Raw genomic sequence first — 14,107 nt, forward strand, 5'->3', positions numbered from 1 at the left:
CCGGCAGGCGATCCAGTTATCGGAACCGAAACGCTGTAGCGAGAAACCGAGCCACTTCTTTCTTCCGTCCCCCTGCATCACCCGGCTTGCCGCACAGCCGGCATCGGACGACGGCCGGCGCGTTGCACGCATCAAGGCCGCGAATATCTCATATGCTGAAGGCCTTCCCGGATGGTGTCTATGAGTCCTGGCGATCTGCGCAGACAGGCTCGACGCATCGCAAACAAAGGGACGCCACGGCCCGGTTGTGTTCCTCCCGGAGAAGCTCCGGCGAGAGCTCACGAGCTATGTTGAGCAGCTCAAGGGCCGGGCTCCGGCGGAGCGCCTCTTGCGCACGCAGAAGCAGGATGGCTTCTCGGCCAACACCCTTTGCCAAACGGTGAACGCTGTCCATCGGCAGGCCGGGCTGGATGGGGTGACCAGTCACTCGGGACGGGGGAGCTTCATCACGACATTGGCCAGCAAGGGGGTTGGAGTTCGGGTCTTGGCGGCGTTGGCCGGCCATCGCTCCCTTTCTTCGACCTTGGTCTACATCGACGCCAACGACGACATAAAGCGAGCGGCCGTAGAGCTGATTGGCTGAGCTTGTCCGCCTTTCTGGCAGACATTGCCGATTTTCTTTCTGCCCGGTAACATCGATTTCGGGGTTTAGTCGCGGGGTTCGCCTGCGGCGGGCATCCTCAACCTACCGAAAATTATGAAAGCTGGGGGGCCACGTTGAACGTCGCACACTTACCGCCCACCCCGGACGTATCCAGCATCGTTGGCTCGTTAGAGCGCCGAATGCCGTGGACCATTGCCCGCCGTGGGCTTCGGTCCCTGGGGATTGCTAGAGGGCAGGGCTGGGAGGCAACAGTCGCGAAGCTGACAGCGACGCCCGACGGAATGAGTCTCGAGGAGAGGCTCGCCGTTCGCCAGCTGCTAACCGAGCATGCTTTGTGCGGCGAAAAGAGCATTAGGCTTTATCGAATAAGCGAGGCCACGAAGTTAGCGGCGCTGGAAACCCTCACTAGCCTTACCATTCAGCCGACACCGTTCACCGGTGCGTTCCCTGCGTTGCTCACTCCGGAAGAGGTAGAAGCCAATTTTCCCGCCGCTGCGACGCCCGTTGCAGTTCAGCATCTCCCTAATGGATTAGCCGTTGTATTCGCCTCGATACGTGGCTTCCAGTTTCGCGAAGAATTGGATCGCGACAGCCTACCTGAGGAAGTTCAGGATGCGCTTGCTGGTTACGATGAAGTTATCGGTATCCGACAGGAAAAGCGCCAAACGTTCGAAGTAGTTTTTGTTCCCTTCGATGGCGACCTCGTTGAAGTCAGAGTTGACTGTCCCGATGGAACGCCGCGGTCAGCATCTTTCGCTGTTCAGTCTCAAGTTAAAAGTTCGTTCAATAATTTGTTAGGATCGCAAGTTTTACAGGACCCAGTAAATTTATTTGGCCTTATAGATGCTATGTATAGCGCAGAGAGCGAAGGAACTGTTGTAGAGCTTGCATTTAGCACAACAACTGCAAGCACTAAATTTGAAAAGATGCGCCGGCGGCACCTATGCCTACGCCAGGAGGTCTATCACCGAGCGGGTAAGGAAGCCTTAACTGCTCCGATTGAGCCATTTAGGGTGAGTATCGAGTGGGATGTGCCTCTTCCAAATGATGTAATGTCTCGACCTGAACTGAGCATTCACAGCACTCAATCCATGCGTGACGCTGAACTTCCTAACCTTTGTGACGTTGGAATCCGGCACGCGGTAGGGCAAGCGGATTACGATTTTGTTATGTCGAGATTACAGCATTTCCTTCAGGAGCTGGAAACCGCCGTTGAGTCGAGCTGAGACATGCAAGCGGTCGACGATCTTAAAATAGAGCTAAGGCGGGTCTGGTCTGAGCAGCCGGCAACCCACCTTTGCGTCAAGCTTATCGATTTTCTATCGACCATGCCGAGCTCGCAGTCGCAAATGTTCACTTTCGCCAATCTATCACGCGCCGTTGGCAAAGCTAAACCTGACGAAGATTTACTTACTGCAATAACAATTTTGGTCAGCTCAAAAATCGAAGCACTAGACGCGCATGCTATGTTCGTGGATGAAAATCAAGTTGAGCACGAGATAAGCGCAGAAGAGCTTAAAGAGGCAAAAGAAACTGGCTCGCTCATTCATCCTGTTACCGGCTATGCTTTATCCGATTTTGAGAAACATATTATTCCATTTTTCTCGCCATCATCGAAATTTCGCCGATTGATAGACCCGTCTTATGGATAAATCCTACAGTATTGCCGAGCTGCGGCTTCTATTTCCCGATGCGGCAGGTCAGATCCGCCTGGATATGACACTTGCAACAAGTCACAAAGAGCGTCTAGCCGCCGTCGAGCGCGCTATAGATCACGTTGTCCAAGACTTAAGCCGCACACGGCAGCTCCGCCAGCATAAGAACGAAGACCTACTCACAGCTGACATCATATTGTGCCTTGGAAAGATGGGCTTTCAGGCCACGCATGATACTGCTTACGGAGGCCATGTGGACGTAGTTATTGAAGGAAGAGACGATTTTCTTTGGCTTGGCGAAGCGAAAGTCCACGGAGATTATAACTGGCTGATGAAAGGTTTTCAGCAGCTGGCGACGCGCTACTCAACAGGGCTACAAGGCCAAGATGCAGGCGGTATGCTTATATACTGCTATAATCAGCGTGCTGACTTGTTGATGAAGGAGTGGAAAGAGCGCCTATCTGAGGCGAGACCTGACGTCGCTTTTGACGCAAGCGACAAATCTCCGATCGAATTTCATTCCTATCATGCTCATGTAAATACTGGAATTTCGTTTAAGGTGAGGCATCTCTCCGTCTCCCTATACTTCAAACCTCAAGACACGGACCGATGACCGCGCGATACTTAGCCGCACAGTGTGCAAGATGGAGCTCGGATCGCCGCATAAGTAAGCCCATCGTGCGTCACGGGAGGAAAGTGGCACTTGCACAAAAGTTACACAAGCTGCAATCGGGCATATAAAGCATTGAGAAAACATGCGTAATTTTCTGAGTGGCTATTGAGTGGGAGTGAGGCAAGCTCCCATCAAGCTTCCCCCGCCCGCCTCAGCGCCGCGCCTCAATCGCATCCCAGATATTGCGCTCCAGGTGGATGCCATCGAAGCGGGCCAATTCCTGCAAGCCGGTGGGTGAGGTGACGTTGATTTCGGTCAGATAGCCGCCGATCACGTCGATGCCGACAAAAATCATCCCGCGCGCCTTCAGTTCCGGCCCGATCTTGGCGCAGATTTCCAATTCGCGCTCGGTCAGCACCGTCTTCACCGGCGTGCCGCCCACATGCATATTGCTGCGCGCCTCGCCCTCGGCCGGCACGCGGTTGATGCCGCCCAGCGCCACGCCATCGATCAGAATCACCCGCTTATCGCCCTGCCGCACCGCGGGGAGGTATTTTTGCACCATCAGCGGCTCGCGCGAGCGTTCGGTGAACATTTCTATGAGGGAATTGAGGTTGGAATCATTGGGCTTGAGGTGAAACACCCCAGCCCCGCCATTGCCGAAAAGCGGTTTGACGATGATGTCGCCATGCTCCTGCCGGAAGCGGATGATCTCGCGCGTGTCCGATGTCACCAGGGTCTCGGGCATCAATTCGGGGAATTTGAGCACGAAGAGTTTTTCCGGCGCGTTGCGCACGCTGGCCGGGTCATTCACCACCAGGGTTTTCGGGTGGATATGCTCAAGGATATGGGTGGCGGTGATATAGGCCATGTCGAAGGGCGGGTCCTGGCGCATCAGCACCACATCGATATCGCGCGCCAAATCCAGCGGCACCGGCGGGCCGAATTCATAATGCGCGCCACGCTCGCGCTTGACCGTCACCGGATGCGCCCAGGCGGTCACCTCGCCCGCCTTCATCGAGAGATGGCGCACGTGATAATGCCACAGCTTATGGCCCCGGGCCTGGGCCTCCAGCATCAGGGCGAAGCTGCTATCGCCATCGATATTGATGCTTTCCATCGGGTCCATCTGAACCGCCACGCGCAAGGACATGCCGCCACTCCGTCTGTTGCGGCGTGCTTGCCACTCAGGCGCGTTCAGTTCAACCGGTGGCGGAGTTCATCGACCAATTCGCGGATGCGCAGATGCCCTTCGGCCTGTGGTGCCAGCACCAGGGCGTGCTCAAGCTGGGTCAGCGCTGCGCCAATGCGCTCCAGCCGCTGGTTCATCAACCCCGCCTCGCGCCAGAGCAGGGCATTGCCGGGGGCCAGGCGCTTCATGTCCTCCACGCAGGCCAGGGCGCCTTCCACATCATGGCGCTGCAGGCGGCGCAGCTTGATGTTGTTTTGCAGGCGCAGCAGCATGGCGCGCTTGCCCATGGCCACCATCATGCCAGGGCGTAGCTCGGCCTTGGCACCCTCCATCCGTTTGACCAGGGCGCGCAAATCCTGCGCCTCCAGCCGCTTGCCACCATGGAAGACATCCACCACCACGGGGCCGGTTTTATCCTGCAGCGCGAGGATGAAATGGCCTGGGAAATCAACGCCATGCGCCTCCCACCCAGCGGCTTCGGCAGCGTGCAGCCATAACAGGCCGAGTGCTACGGGCAGCCCCTTGCGGCGTGCCAGCACCTCGATGAGATTGGCATTGGCCATGTCATCATAGGATTGCGTATCGCCCTGGAAGCCGAATTGGCCATGGATGAGGGCGGCAAGCACCTGCCGGCGGGCCTCGCCATCCCCGGCATCGGCGGCGGGGTTGGCGGCAGTGCGGGACACCGCCTCACGCGCGATCTCGCTCAGCAGGGCTGCCCCCGCGCGCCAATCCGCCTTGGGGCTATCAATGCGGGCGAGTTGCAGGGCCACGGTTGCGAGGTCGATCTCCGCCTCGGGCAATTGGCCGGCGGCGTCGAGGGCGATTCGGGCTTCGGTAATGGCGGTCACGGGCATGACATCCATGTCGGTGCGCGGGGCGCGCGCCGCAAGGGTGGGGTGAGCGGCTAAGCCAGCCCCCGTCGCAGGGCGGCGCCCGCCATGGCAATCAGATCCATCGCCGGGCGCACCACCGCCGCCATTGTCAGGCAGCCATGCAGCAGATCGGAGGCATGCAGGTGGGCTACCTGCACACCCTCCAGCTCCAGCCTCGCGGCATAGTCGCGACCTTCATCGCAAAGCGGATCATGCCCCACGGTCAGCACAAAGGCTGGCGCCACGCCGCGCAGCGAGGCCGCGCGCAGGGGAGAGGCCCGCCAATCCACCCAAGTTTCCGGCTCGGGCGTGTAATGCGCGCGGAACCAGCCCATGGCGGGGCCGGTGAGGGGCAGGCCGGCGGCGAAGCGGGTATAGCTGCCTTGGGCTTGCACCATGTCGGTGACGGGGTAGAGCAGCAATTGGAAGCGCAGCGTCGGCAGGTCACCATCGCGGGCCATCAGGGCGGCCACGGCGGCGAGATTGCCTCCTGCGCTGTCACCGCCCACCGCGAGGCGTGTGGGGTCGATACCCAGCGTTGCGGCCTGCGCCACCGCATAGCAGATGCCCGCCGCCACATCCTCCACCGCGGCGGGGAAGCGGTGCTCGGGTGCCAGGCGGTAATCTACCGCCAGCACGGCGCAGCCCGCCGCATTGGCGAGGCTGCGGGCGAGATGGTCATGCGTATCGAGATCACCAAACACCCAGCCGCCACCATGGGCAAAGACCAGGCAGGGCAGGATATCGGCCGCGTCACTGCCCAGCGGGCGATAGAAGCGCATGCCGGGCAGATGCCGCGCCTCGGCCACATCGGGCGGCGGCGGCTGCACGGCGCCGCGGGCACCGGCATATTGCGCGCGGGCGGCCTGGGCGTCGAGCGTTTCGAAGCGCGGCCGTCCGGCGGCCGCCATCATGGCTAGCAGGGTCTGGCAATCGGGGTGAAGCGGCGCCGTCATTCAGGTCAGCGCCGTCTCGCGCTCCAGCACGAAGCCCTTATAGCCCTCGGCCGCCACCTCCTCGCAAATGCCGCGATATTTCGCCATGCCGCCGGCATAGGGCATGAAGACGCGCGGCTTGCCGGGGACATTGGCGCCAAGATACCAGCTGCTGGCCGCCTGCGGCAGCAGGGTCTCATGCGAGGCTTCGTTGACCTTCACCAGCCAATCCGCCACCGCCTCGGCCTCGGGCTCAATGCGGGCCACGCCCTCGGCGCGCATATGGGCGATGAGGGTGGTGATGAACTCCACATGCTGCTCGATCGCCACCGGCATATTGGTCAGCACCGAGGGGCTGCCGGGGCCGGTGATGGTGAACATATTGGGGAAGCCCTCAACCTGCAGGCCGAGATAGCTGCGCGGCCCGGCGGCCCAGACATCGCGCAGCGCCACACCGTCACGGCCGGTGATGTTGAGGCGCAGCAGCGGCCCGGTCATCGCATCGAAGCCGGTGGCGAAGACGATCATGTCCAACTCATACTCACCCGCCGTGGTGCGCACGCCCTTGGGCGTGATCTCGACGATGGGGTTGGCCTTCACATCGACGAGGCTGACATGGTCGAGGTTCATCGCCTCGAAATAGCCAGTGTCGATCGGCGGGCGCTTGGCGGCATAGGGGTGGTCGATATCCGACAGCAGGCGGGCCTTTTCCGGGTCCTTCACCGTCTCGCGGATTTTGCGCTTGATGAATTCGGCGGCCTTGGAATTGGCCTCCAGATTGGTGGTGATATCGCCGAATTCGGAGCGGAATTGCAGGCCGCCCTTTTCCCAGGATTCCTCGAAAGCGGCTTCGCGCTCTTCATCGGTCACATCGAAGATCGAGCGGTCCTTGATGCGGAACCAATGGCCATTGCGCGTCTCGCGCATGGTCTGGACGATCTCGCCGTAATTCGCCTTCACCCAGGCCTGGAATTCCGGGCTGAGCGGGTGGTTGCGTGCGGGGGTGGAGTAATTGGCGGTGCGTTGGAAGACGGTCAGGGAAGCGGCCTGGGCGGCGATCACCGGGATGGATTGAATGCCGGTGGAACCGGTGCCGATCTGGCCAACGCGCAGGCCGGTGAAATCCACCCCTTCATGCGGCCATTCGCCGGTGTGCACCCAGCGGCCTTCATAGCTCTCAAGCCCGAGGAATTTCGGCACATTGGCGGTGGAGAGGCAGCCCACGGCAGTGATGAGGTAGCGCGCGGCGTAGGATTGACCCGCCTCGGTCTCCACCCGCCACAGATTGGCCGGGGCGTCCCAATGGGCGGCGATGACGCGGGTATTGAAGCGGATATCGCGCTTGAGGTCGAATTTGTCGGCCACATAATTCATGTAGCGCATGATCTCGGGCTGTTCGGGATAGCGCTCGGACCATTCCCATTCCTGCAGCATCTCCTGGGAGAAGCTGTAGCAATAGGAGTGGCTTTCTGAGTCGCAGCGCGCGCCGGGATAGCGGTTCCAGTACCAAGTGCCACCCACGCCGGCACCGGCCTCCAGCACCAGGGCGGAGAGCCCCTGCCGGTCACGCAGGCAGTGCAACTGGTACATCCCAGAGAAGCCAGCGCCGATGATCAGCGCATCCAGCACGGGCGGATTCATGGAGGTATCGGGCATTGCAAAGCGCTTTCTAGGAACAGAGACGCCATTCAGCGGCAGAATCCTCGCCACGTCCAGAGGCCCGGCCGCTGTGGCCGCTCACAAAAAAAATGGTGGGGACCCGAGGGCCCCCACCAAGTTAAGGGAGGAAACGTCCAAGAAAGGCAGACAAGGGAGCGTGCTCCCTCGCTGCTGAATGAATGATTAGGCCATAGATCGTTCGTATGCAAGCGATATTTTGCATTGCAGCATGACATTTTCGCATTGCTACCCGGCTTGAAAGGCTGAGCGGTGGCATGAGGCTTGCCCAGGCCAGGGCATGCGAATTTTCCCTCGGATTGCCCTGCTTGTCTCGCTCACCCTGGCGCCGCTGCTGGCGCGAGCCGAGCCCACCCAGCTCTGCCGCAGCGCCATCGCCGCTGTGGAGCGGGATGCCGCCATTCCTGCCGGGTTGATGCAGGCGATAGGGAGGGTGGAATCCGGGCGGCGCAACCCCGAGACCGGTGCCTTCGGCCCCTGGCCCTGGACGATCAATGCAGAGGGGCAGGGCAGATTTTTCCCCAATGCCCCGGCAGCCATTGCCGCTGTGCGGGAATTGCAGGCCCGCGGCGTCCGGGTGATCGATATTGGCTGCATGCAGATCAATTTGCATCATCACCCGCAGGCCTTTGCCAGCCTGGAGGAGGCCGTCGAGCCGCTGGCCAATGCCCGTTACGCCGCTGCCTTCCTCAACCGTTTGAATGAGACGCGGCGGGATTGGATGCTCTCAGCCAGCCATTACCACAGCCAGACCCCGAATCTGGCCGAGGCTTATCGCGCCCGGGTGGTGGCGGCCTGGCCGGAGGAGGTGGCGAGGCTTGCGAGCAACCCGCCGGGGCCGGTGATGGCCAGGCTTAGCCCGGGCATGGCGCCCAGCCTGTCCAATGGCGGCGAGAATGCGCGGATCATCCCCATGCAGGGGAGCGCTGGGCCGGGCCAGGGCGGCAGGGGGCTTGATGCCTATCGTGCCGCCCCGGTGGCGCTCAATGGCCGGGTGGCGGCATTGCTGCCGCAGCGCCTGGCTACACGGTGAGGAGTTTTTGCACCGCCTCATCATCCAATTCATGCGCGGGGCCTTCCAGCGCCACCTCGCCACGCACCATCACCGCGATGCGGTCGGCCAATGAGCGGGCAAAATCGAAATATTGCTCGACGAGCACCAGCGCCATGCCGCGATCCTTGGCCAGATGGCGGATAACGCGGGCGATATCCTTGATGACATTGGGCTGGATGCCCTCGGTGGGTTCATCAAGGATGAGCAGGCGTGGCCGCGCGGTGAGCGCGCGGGCGATGGCCAATTGCTGCTGTTGCCCGCCCGAAAGATCGCCACCGCGCCGGCGGAGAAAATCCTTCAGGATTGGGAAAAGGTCGAAAATATCATCAGGCACGGAAGCCCCGCACGGTGCTGCGGCCAGCGCGGTTTCAATGTTTTCGCGCACGGTGAGGAAGGGAAAAATCTCCCTCCCCTGGGGCACATAGCCTATGCCGGCGCGGGCGCGCTCGGCCGGGGGCAGGGTGGTGATGTCGCGCCCTTCCCAGGTGATGCTGCCCGAGCGCACCCGCTCCAGCCCGACGATGGAGCGCATCAGCGAGGATTTGCCCACCCCGTTGCGCCCCGGCACGCAGGTGATGCTGCCGGGCACAGCGCCCAGCGTCACGCCGCGCAGGCAGTGGCTGGCACCATAAAACAGGTTGATATTGTTGACGGAGAGCGTCATCGGCCGAGACACACCTCGATCACGCGGGGGTCGTTCTGCACATGGTCGATCGAACCTTCGGAGAGGGTGGAACCTTCATGCAGCACGGTGACGCGCCGGCCCAGCGCGCGGACGAATTCAAGATCATGCTCCACCACCACCACCGAACGGGTGCCGGCGATGCGCTTGAGCAGGGCTGCGGTGTGTTCTGTTTCCTGATCGGTCATGCCGGCCACGGGTTCATCGACCAGGAGGAGTTCGGGCTCTTGCATCAGCAGCATGCCAATCTCCAGCCATTGCCGCTGGCCATGGCTCAGCAGCCCGGCCAAATCCTGGGCACGGTCGGGCAGGCCGATTTCATCGAGGGTGGTTTGGATTTTTTGTCGCGCCGTGCCGGCCAGGCGCCAGCGCCAGCATGCCAGCGGGCCACGGGGGGATTTGAGCGCGAGTTCGAGATTTTCGAAGACCGTGAGTGCGTCGAAGACCGTGGGCTTTTGGAATTTGCGGCCGATGCCCAGCATGGCGATGCGCGGCTCATCCATCCGGGTCAGGTCATGATTGCCGAATTTGACCGTGCCGGTGGTGGGTTTGGTCTTGCCGGTGATGACATCCATCATCGTGGTCTTGCCCGCGCCGTTCGGGCCGATAATGGCGCGCAATTCGCCCGGCTCGATGATGAGCGAGAGGTTGTTCAGCGCGCGGAAGCCATCGAACATGACGGTCACGCCATCGAGATAGAGGGAGTTCATTTCCGGCGCCCCTCCAGCAGGCCGATAAGGCCGCGCGGCAGCAGAAGCGTCACCGCCACGAAAATGGCGCCGAGCACGAAGAGCCAGAGGTCGGGCGCCACCGAGGTCAACCAGGTCTTCAGCGCATTGACCGAGAAGGCGCCCAGTATGGCACCGACCAGCGTGCCGCGGCCGCCAAAGGCCACCCAGACCACCGCCTCGATCGAATTGCCAGGGCTGAACTCGCCCGGATTGATGATGCCCACCTGCGGCACGTAGAGCGCACCGGCGAGGCCCGCCAGCATGGCCGAGAGCACGAAGATGAAAAGCTTGTGCTGCAATGTGTCATAGCCCAAGAAGCGCGCCCGGCTTTCCCCATCGCGCACCGCGACCAACACCCGGCCGAGCTTGGAGCCAACGATATTGGCGCAAAGCGCCAGGGCCACCACCAGCGCGAGCAGCGAGGCATAGAACAGCCCCATCCGCGCGCTGGACGTATTAAGCGAAAAGCCCAGCAGTTCCTTGAAATCGGTAAAGCCGTTATTGCCGCCAAAGCCCATATCATTGCGGAAGAAGGCTAACATCAGCGCATAGGTCAGCGCCTGGGTCAGGATGGAGAGATACACACCGGTGATGCGGCTGCGGAAGGCGAGATAGCCCACCACAAAGGCCAGCAGCCCAGGCACCGCCAGCGCCATGGCCATGGCGAAGGGGAAGGATTGGAAGCCCCACCAGAACCAGGGCAACTCGGTATAGCCAAGAAAGACCATGAAATCCGGCAGGATGGGATGGCCATAAACGCCGCGCGGCCCGATGAGGCGCATCAAATGCATGCCAATAGCGTAGCCGCCAAGGGCAAAAAACGCGCCATGGCCTAGCGAGAGAATGCCGGCATAGCCCCAGGCCAGATCGATGCTGAGTGCCAGTATGGCATAGCACAGCCATTTGCCGACGATGGTGATGATGAAGTCAGAGACATGCAGCGGGTTGTCGGTGGGCAGCATGTTCAGCAATGGCAGGGCGGCCAGGGTGCAGATGCAGGCCAGGAGGATGGCGCGTCTCATGGGTGGATAACCAGGGGAATGAATTCCCCCGGACCCCCTTGTTTTATTTTTGAATTATTGGCGCTGGCTGCGAAGTCGCGCCAATTACATAAAAGAAAAAGAATGGGGGTTCGACATATATGTCGAACGGGGAAATTCATTTCCCCCATGCTTAACGGTTTCATTCCGCCGCCCGCCCCTTCAGCGCAAACAGCCCTTTGGGCCTGCGCTGAATAAAAATCATAATCCCCACCAGCACTGCCACCTTGGCCAGTACCGCCCCGGCATAGGGCTCCAGTAGCTTATTGGTCAGCCCCAGCGTCATGGCCCCCACCAGCGTGCCCAGGAGCGAGCCCACCCCGCCGAAGACCACGACCATGAAACTATCGATGATGTAGCCGGTGCCCAGATTGGGCGAGACATTGTCGATCTGGCTGAGCGCCACGCCAGCGATGCCGGCAATGCCCGAGCCGACCGCGAAGGTTGCGGCATCCACCCGCCCGGTGCGGATACCCATGGTGGCGGCGATGCGCCGATTCTGCACCACGGCGCGCATTTGCAGGCCAAAGCGGGTGAAGCGGATGGCCGCCATCACCGCCACCAGCACTGCCAGGGCGAAAAATATGATCCAAAGCCGGTTCTGGGTGACGGCGATGCCACCGGGCAGCAGGAGCGAGCCCTGCATCCAGGCCGGGCTCAACACCTCGCGGTTTTGCGCGCCGAAGACCAGGCGCACGCTCTGCTGAATCATCATGCCAATGCCAAAGGTCAGCAGCAGCGTTTCCAGCGGCCGGCCATAGAGGTGGCGAATCAGCCCCCGTTCCAGCGCCACGCCGATGGCGGCGGTGACGACAAAGGCGGCGGGCACGGAAAGCGGCAGCGACCATGCGGCCATGCCGGTGCTGCGCAGCGCCTCCTGAACCACGAAGGTGGTATAGGCGCCCAGCATCACCGTCTCGCCAGGCGCCATATTGATCACGCCCATCACGCCGAAGGTGATGGCGAGGCCGAGGGCGGCGAGCAGCAGCACCGAGCCCAGCGAGAGCCCCTGGAACAAGGTTTCGGCGGCGCGGCGGAAGGCCAGCTTGCCGTCAATGGCGGCGATGGCCTGGTCGATCTCGGCTGCGAGTTCGGTGCGGCTGGCGCGCACCTCCAGCAGCAGGTTGCGGGCATCGGCGGTGCCGGCCTGGGCCAGGGCGGCCACGCCGGCCCGCTGGCCCGCAGGATCGTTGGAAATCAGCCGTGATGCACCGAGCGCCAATTCCAGGCGGGCGCGGATATCGGGCAGAGCCTCGCGCGCCAGAGCGGCCTCCAGCAGCGGCACATTCTCAGCCGATCTGGTGCGGAAGACCGCTTCGGCCGCGGCGGCACGCTCGGCCGGATCGGGCGATACGATCGCGAGCCGGCCCATGGCACCGCGCAGGGCCACGCGAACACGGTTGTTGATGCGCAGCAATTCCGCGGGGGAGGGGGCAGCTTCGCCGGTCAGCGCATCGCGGCCATCGATCACCAGGCGGCCATCGGCTGTGCGGCCCAGGCGGTTATCATTGAGGGCGCGCAGCAGCGGCAGGGCGCGGGGGTCACCCATGGCACCCATCGCCTCGGCGGCTTCGGCGGTGGCGCCAAAGCTTTCGCCCAGGCGGGGAAGAAGGGTCTCAAAACTGGGCTGCGCCATGGCGGAAGCCGCCATGGCGCAGAGGAGACACAGGACGCGAAGTGAGTTCAACGGCGGCGGTTCGCATTCTCGGGGATGAAGGGGCTCCAGTTTTCAGCCACGATCGGGCCCTGGGTGCGCCAGACGATGTTGAACTGGCCATCCGCCTGCACTTCACCGATCATGACCGGCTTGGAGAGGTGGTGGTTGCGGTGCATTTCCAGCTCATAGCCGCAGGGGGCGGCGACCTTCTGGCCATACATCGCTTCGCGCACAGGATCGACCGCGGTGGTGCGGGCGGCGGTCACGGCCTGGGCCCACATCTTGAAGCCAACCAGCGTGGCTTCCATCGGGTCATTGGTCACGCGGCGGGTATTGCCGATGAAGCGGTGCCAGCCGCTGACGAACTGGGTGTTCGCCGGCGAACGGACCGACATGAAGTAGTTCCAGGCGGCCAGATGGCCCACCAGCGGGCGGGTATCGATGCCGGCCAGCTCTTCTTCGCCGACCGAGAAGGCGACGGAGGGGATATCCTCGGCCTTGATGCCCTGGTTGCCCAATTCGCGGTAGAACGGAACATTCGCGTCGCCATTGATGGTGGAGACGATGGCCGTCTTCACGCCCTGGGCGGCGAAGGCCTTCACCCGCGCGACAATGCCCTGCCAGTCGCTATGGCCGAAGGGGGTGTATTCTTCCATGATATTGGCATCGTTGATGCCCTTGCTGTTCAGGAAGCCGCGCAGAATGCGGTTGGTGGTGCGGGGATAGACATAATCGGTGCCCAGCAGCGCAATGCGGCGCGCGCCGCCACCATCGGCCGACATCAGGTATTCCACGGCCGGGATGGCCTGCTGGTTGGGCGCGGCGCCGGTGTAGAACACGTTGCGCGACTGTTCCTCACCCTCATACTGCACCGGGTAGAACAGCAAACCGTTCAGTTCTTCAAACACCGGCAGCACCGATTTGCGGCTCACCGAGGTCCAGCAGCCAAAGGTCACGTCCACCTTCGCCACCGCCAGCAATTCGCGCGCCTTTTCGGCGAAGAGCGGCCAGTTGGAGGCGGGGTCAACCACCACGGCCTCGAGGCGACGGCCCAGGATGCCGCCGGCGGCATTTTGCTGCTCGACCATCATCAGCACGGTGTCGCGCAGGGCGGTTTCGGAAATCGCCATGGTGCCGGTCAGGGAGTGCAGCACGCCCACCTTGATCGGCGCCGCCTGGGCGGAGGCGGAGTGGACGGCAGGCAGGGCCAGCGCGGTGCCCGCTGCAAGCGCGCTGCGGCGACCAAAATGGAGAGGCTTCATTCTCAACGGTCCTTCGAGATGCCGACGTGCCGTCCGCGGCCCGCCTTCGCAATCGCCATTCTAATTTCAATGGATTTAGAATGCTGGGAGGTCCGAAGAGATTCTTGCCGATTTGAAACGGAAATGACCA

14 protein-coding genes are annotated in these 14,107 nt (G+C 62.0%); 5 read left to right on the forward strand and 9 right to left on the reverse strand.

The window, feature by feature from the left end; translation table 11 throughout:
* Positions 1–193: 193 nt before the first annotated feature.
* The 4 genes from ABWP84_RS15870 (at position 194) to ABWP84_RS15885 (ending at position 2,872) form a co-directional block, all read left to right on the forward strand.
* Positions 194–583, forward strand: coding sequence for a site-specific integrase (locus ABWP84_RS15870; protein ID WP_353213033.1), 390 nt, complete (start codon positions 194–196; stop codon positions 581–583).
* Between the two features lie 200 nt (positions 584–783).
* Positions 784–1,830 carry a hypothetical protein gene (locus tag ABWP84_RS15875; protein WP_353213020.1) on the forward strand — a complete coding sequence of 349 codons (1,047 nt, stop codon included), beginning with the start codon at positions 784–786 and terminating at the stop codon, positions 1,828–1,830.
* Positions 1,831–1,833: 3 nt separating this feature from the next.
* Positions 1,834–2,256 carry a hypothetical protein gene (locus ABWP84_RS15880; protein ID WP_353213021.1) on the forward strand — a complete coding sequence of 141 codons (423 nt, stop codon included), beginning with the start codon at positions 1,834–1,836 and terminating at the stop codon, positions 2,254–2,256.
* Positions 2,249–2,872 carry a hypothetical protein gene (locus ABWP84_RS15885; protein ID WP_353213022.1) on the forward strand — a complete coding sequence of 208 codons (624 nt, stop codon included), beginning with the start codon at positions 2,249–2,251 and terminating at the stop codon, positions 2,870–2,872. The genes ABWP84_RS15880 and ABWP84_RS15885 overlap by 8 nt, the downstream gene beginning before the upstream one ends.
* Positions 2,873–3,083: 211 nt before the next feature.
* Here the strand turns inward: ABWP84_RS15885 and gshB are convergent, their stop codons facing one another.
* From gshB to ABWP84_RS15905, 4 genes are read right to left on the reverse strand one after another with little or no spacing between them, the layout of a single operon-like run.
* Positions 3,084–4,025 (reverse strand): glutathione synthase, encoded by a 942-nt coding sequence (gene gshB / locus ABWP84_RS15890; protein WP_353213023.1) that lies wholly within the window; start codon positions 4,023–4,025, stop codon positions 3,084–3,086.
* Between the two features lie 44 nt (positions 4,026–4,069).
* Complete coding sequence (locus ABWP84_RS15895) at positions 4,070–4,921, reverse strand: transglutaminase-like domain-containing protein (protein WP_353213024.1); 852 nt, start codon at positions 4,919–4,921, stop codon at positions 4,070–4,072.
* A gap of 50 nt (positions 4,922–4,971) precedes the next feature.
* Complete coding sequence (locus ABWP84_RS15900) at positions 4,972–5,895, reverse strand: alpha/beta hydrolase (RefSeq protein ID WP_353213025.1); 924 nt, start codon at positions 5,893–5,895, stop codon at positions 4,972–4,974.
* Entirely contained in the window at positions 5,896–7,515 is a 1,620-nt protein-coding gene (locus ABWP84_RS15905; RefSeq protein WP_353213026.1) for an NAD(P)/FAD-dependent oxidoreductase, read from the reverse strand. It lies immediately after the preceding gene.
* A gap of 316 nt (positions 7,516–7,831) precedes the next feature.
* Here ABWP84_RS15905 and ABWP84_RS15910 point away from each other — a divergent pair, with 316 nt between their 5' ends.
* Positions 7,832–8,584, forward strand: coding sequence for a murein transglycosylase (locus ABWP84_RS15910; RefSeq protein ID WP_353213027.1), 753 nt, complete (start codon positions 7,832–7,834; stop codon positions 8,582–8,584).
* Here the strand turns inward: ABWP84_RS15910 and urtE are convergent.
* The 5 genes from urtE to urtA form a co-directional block, all read right to left on the reverse strand.
* Positions 8,574–9,269: an urea ABC transporter ATP-binding subunit UrtE gene (urtE, locus tag ABWP84_RS15915; protein WP_353213028.1), complete on the reverse strand. Its 696-nt coding sequence runs from the start codon at positions 9,267–9,269 to the stop codon at positions 8,574–8,576. The two genes, ABWP84_RS15910 and urtE, sit on opposite strands and share 11 nt — an antisense overlap.
* Positions 9,266–9,997 (reverse strand): urea ABC transporter ATP-binding protein UrtD, encoded by a 732-nt coding sequence (urtD, locus tag ABWP84_RS15920; RefSeq protein WP_353213029.1) that lies wholly within the window; start codon positions 9,995–9,997, stop codon positions 9,266–9,268. Before urtD ends, urtE begins: the two co-directional genes overlap by 4 nt.
* Positions 9,994–11,040, reverse strand: coding sequence for an urea ABC transporter permease subunit UrtC (gene urtC, locus ABWP84_RS15925; RefSeq protein WP_353213030.1), 1,047 nt, complete (start codon positions 11,038–11,040; stop codon positions 9,994–9,996). Before urtC ends, urtD begins: the two co-directional genes overlap by 4 nt.
* A 160-nt stretch (positions 11,041–11,200) precedes the next feature.
* Positions 11,201–12,694 carry an urea ABC transporter permease subunit UrtB gene (urtB, locus tag ABWP84_RS15930; RefSeq protein ID WP_353213031.1) on the reverse strand — a complete coding sequence of 498 codons (1,494 nt, stop codon included), beginning with the start codon at positions 12,692–12,694 and terminating at the stop codon, positions 11,201–11,203.
* A gap of 47 nt (positions 12,695–12,741) precedes the next feature.
* Positions 12,742–13,977: an urea ABC transporter substrate-binding protein gene (urtA, locus tag ABWP84_RS15935; protein WP_353213032.1), complete on the reverse strand. Its 1,236-nt coding sequence runs from the start codon at positions 13,975–13,977 to the stop codon at positions 12,742–12,744.
* Positions 13,978–14,107 lie beyond the last annotated feature (130 nt).

This window comes from Rhodovarius sp. (genome assembly GCF_040399605.1).
Taxonomy (GTDB): domain Bacteria; phylum Pseudomonadota; class Alphaproteobacteria; order Acetobacterales; family Acetobacteraceae; genus Rhodovarius; species Rhodovarius crocodyli_A.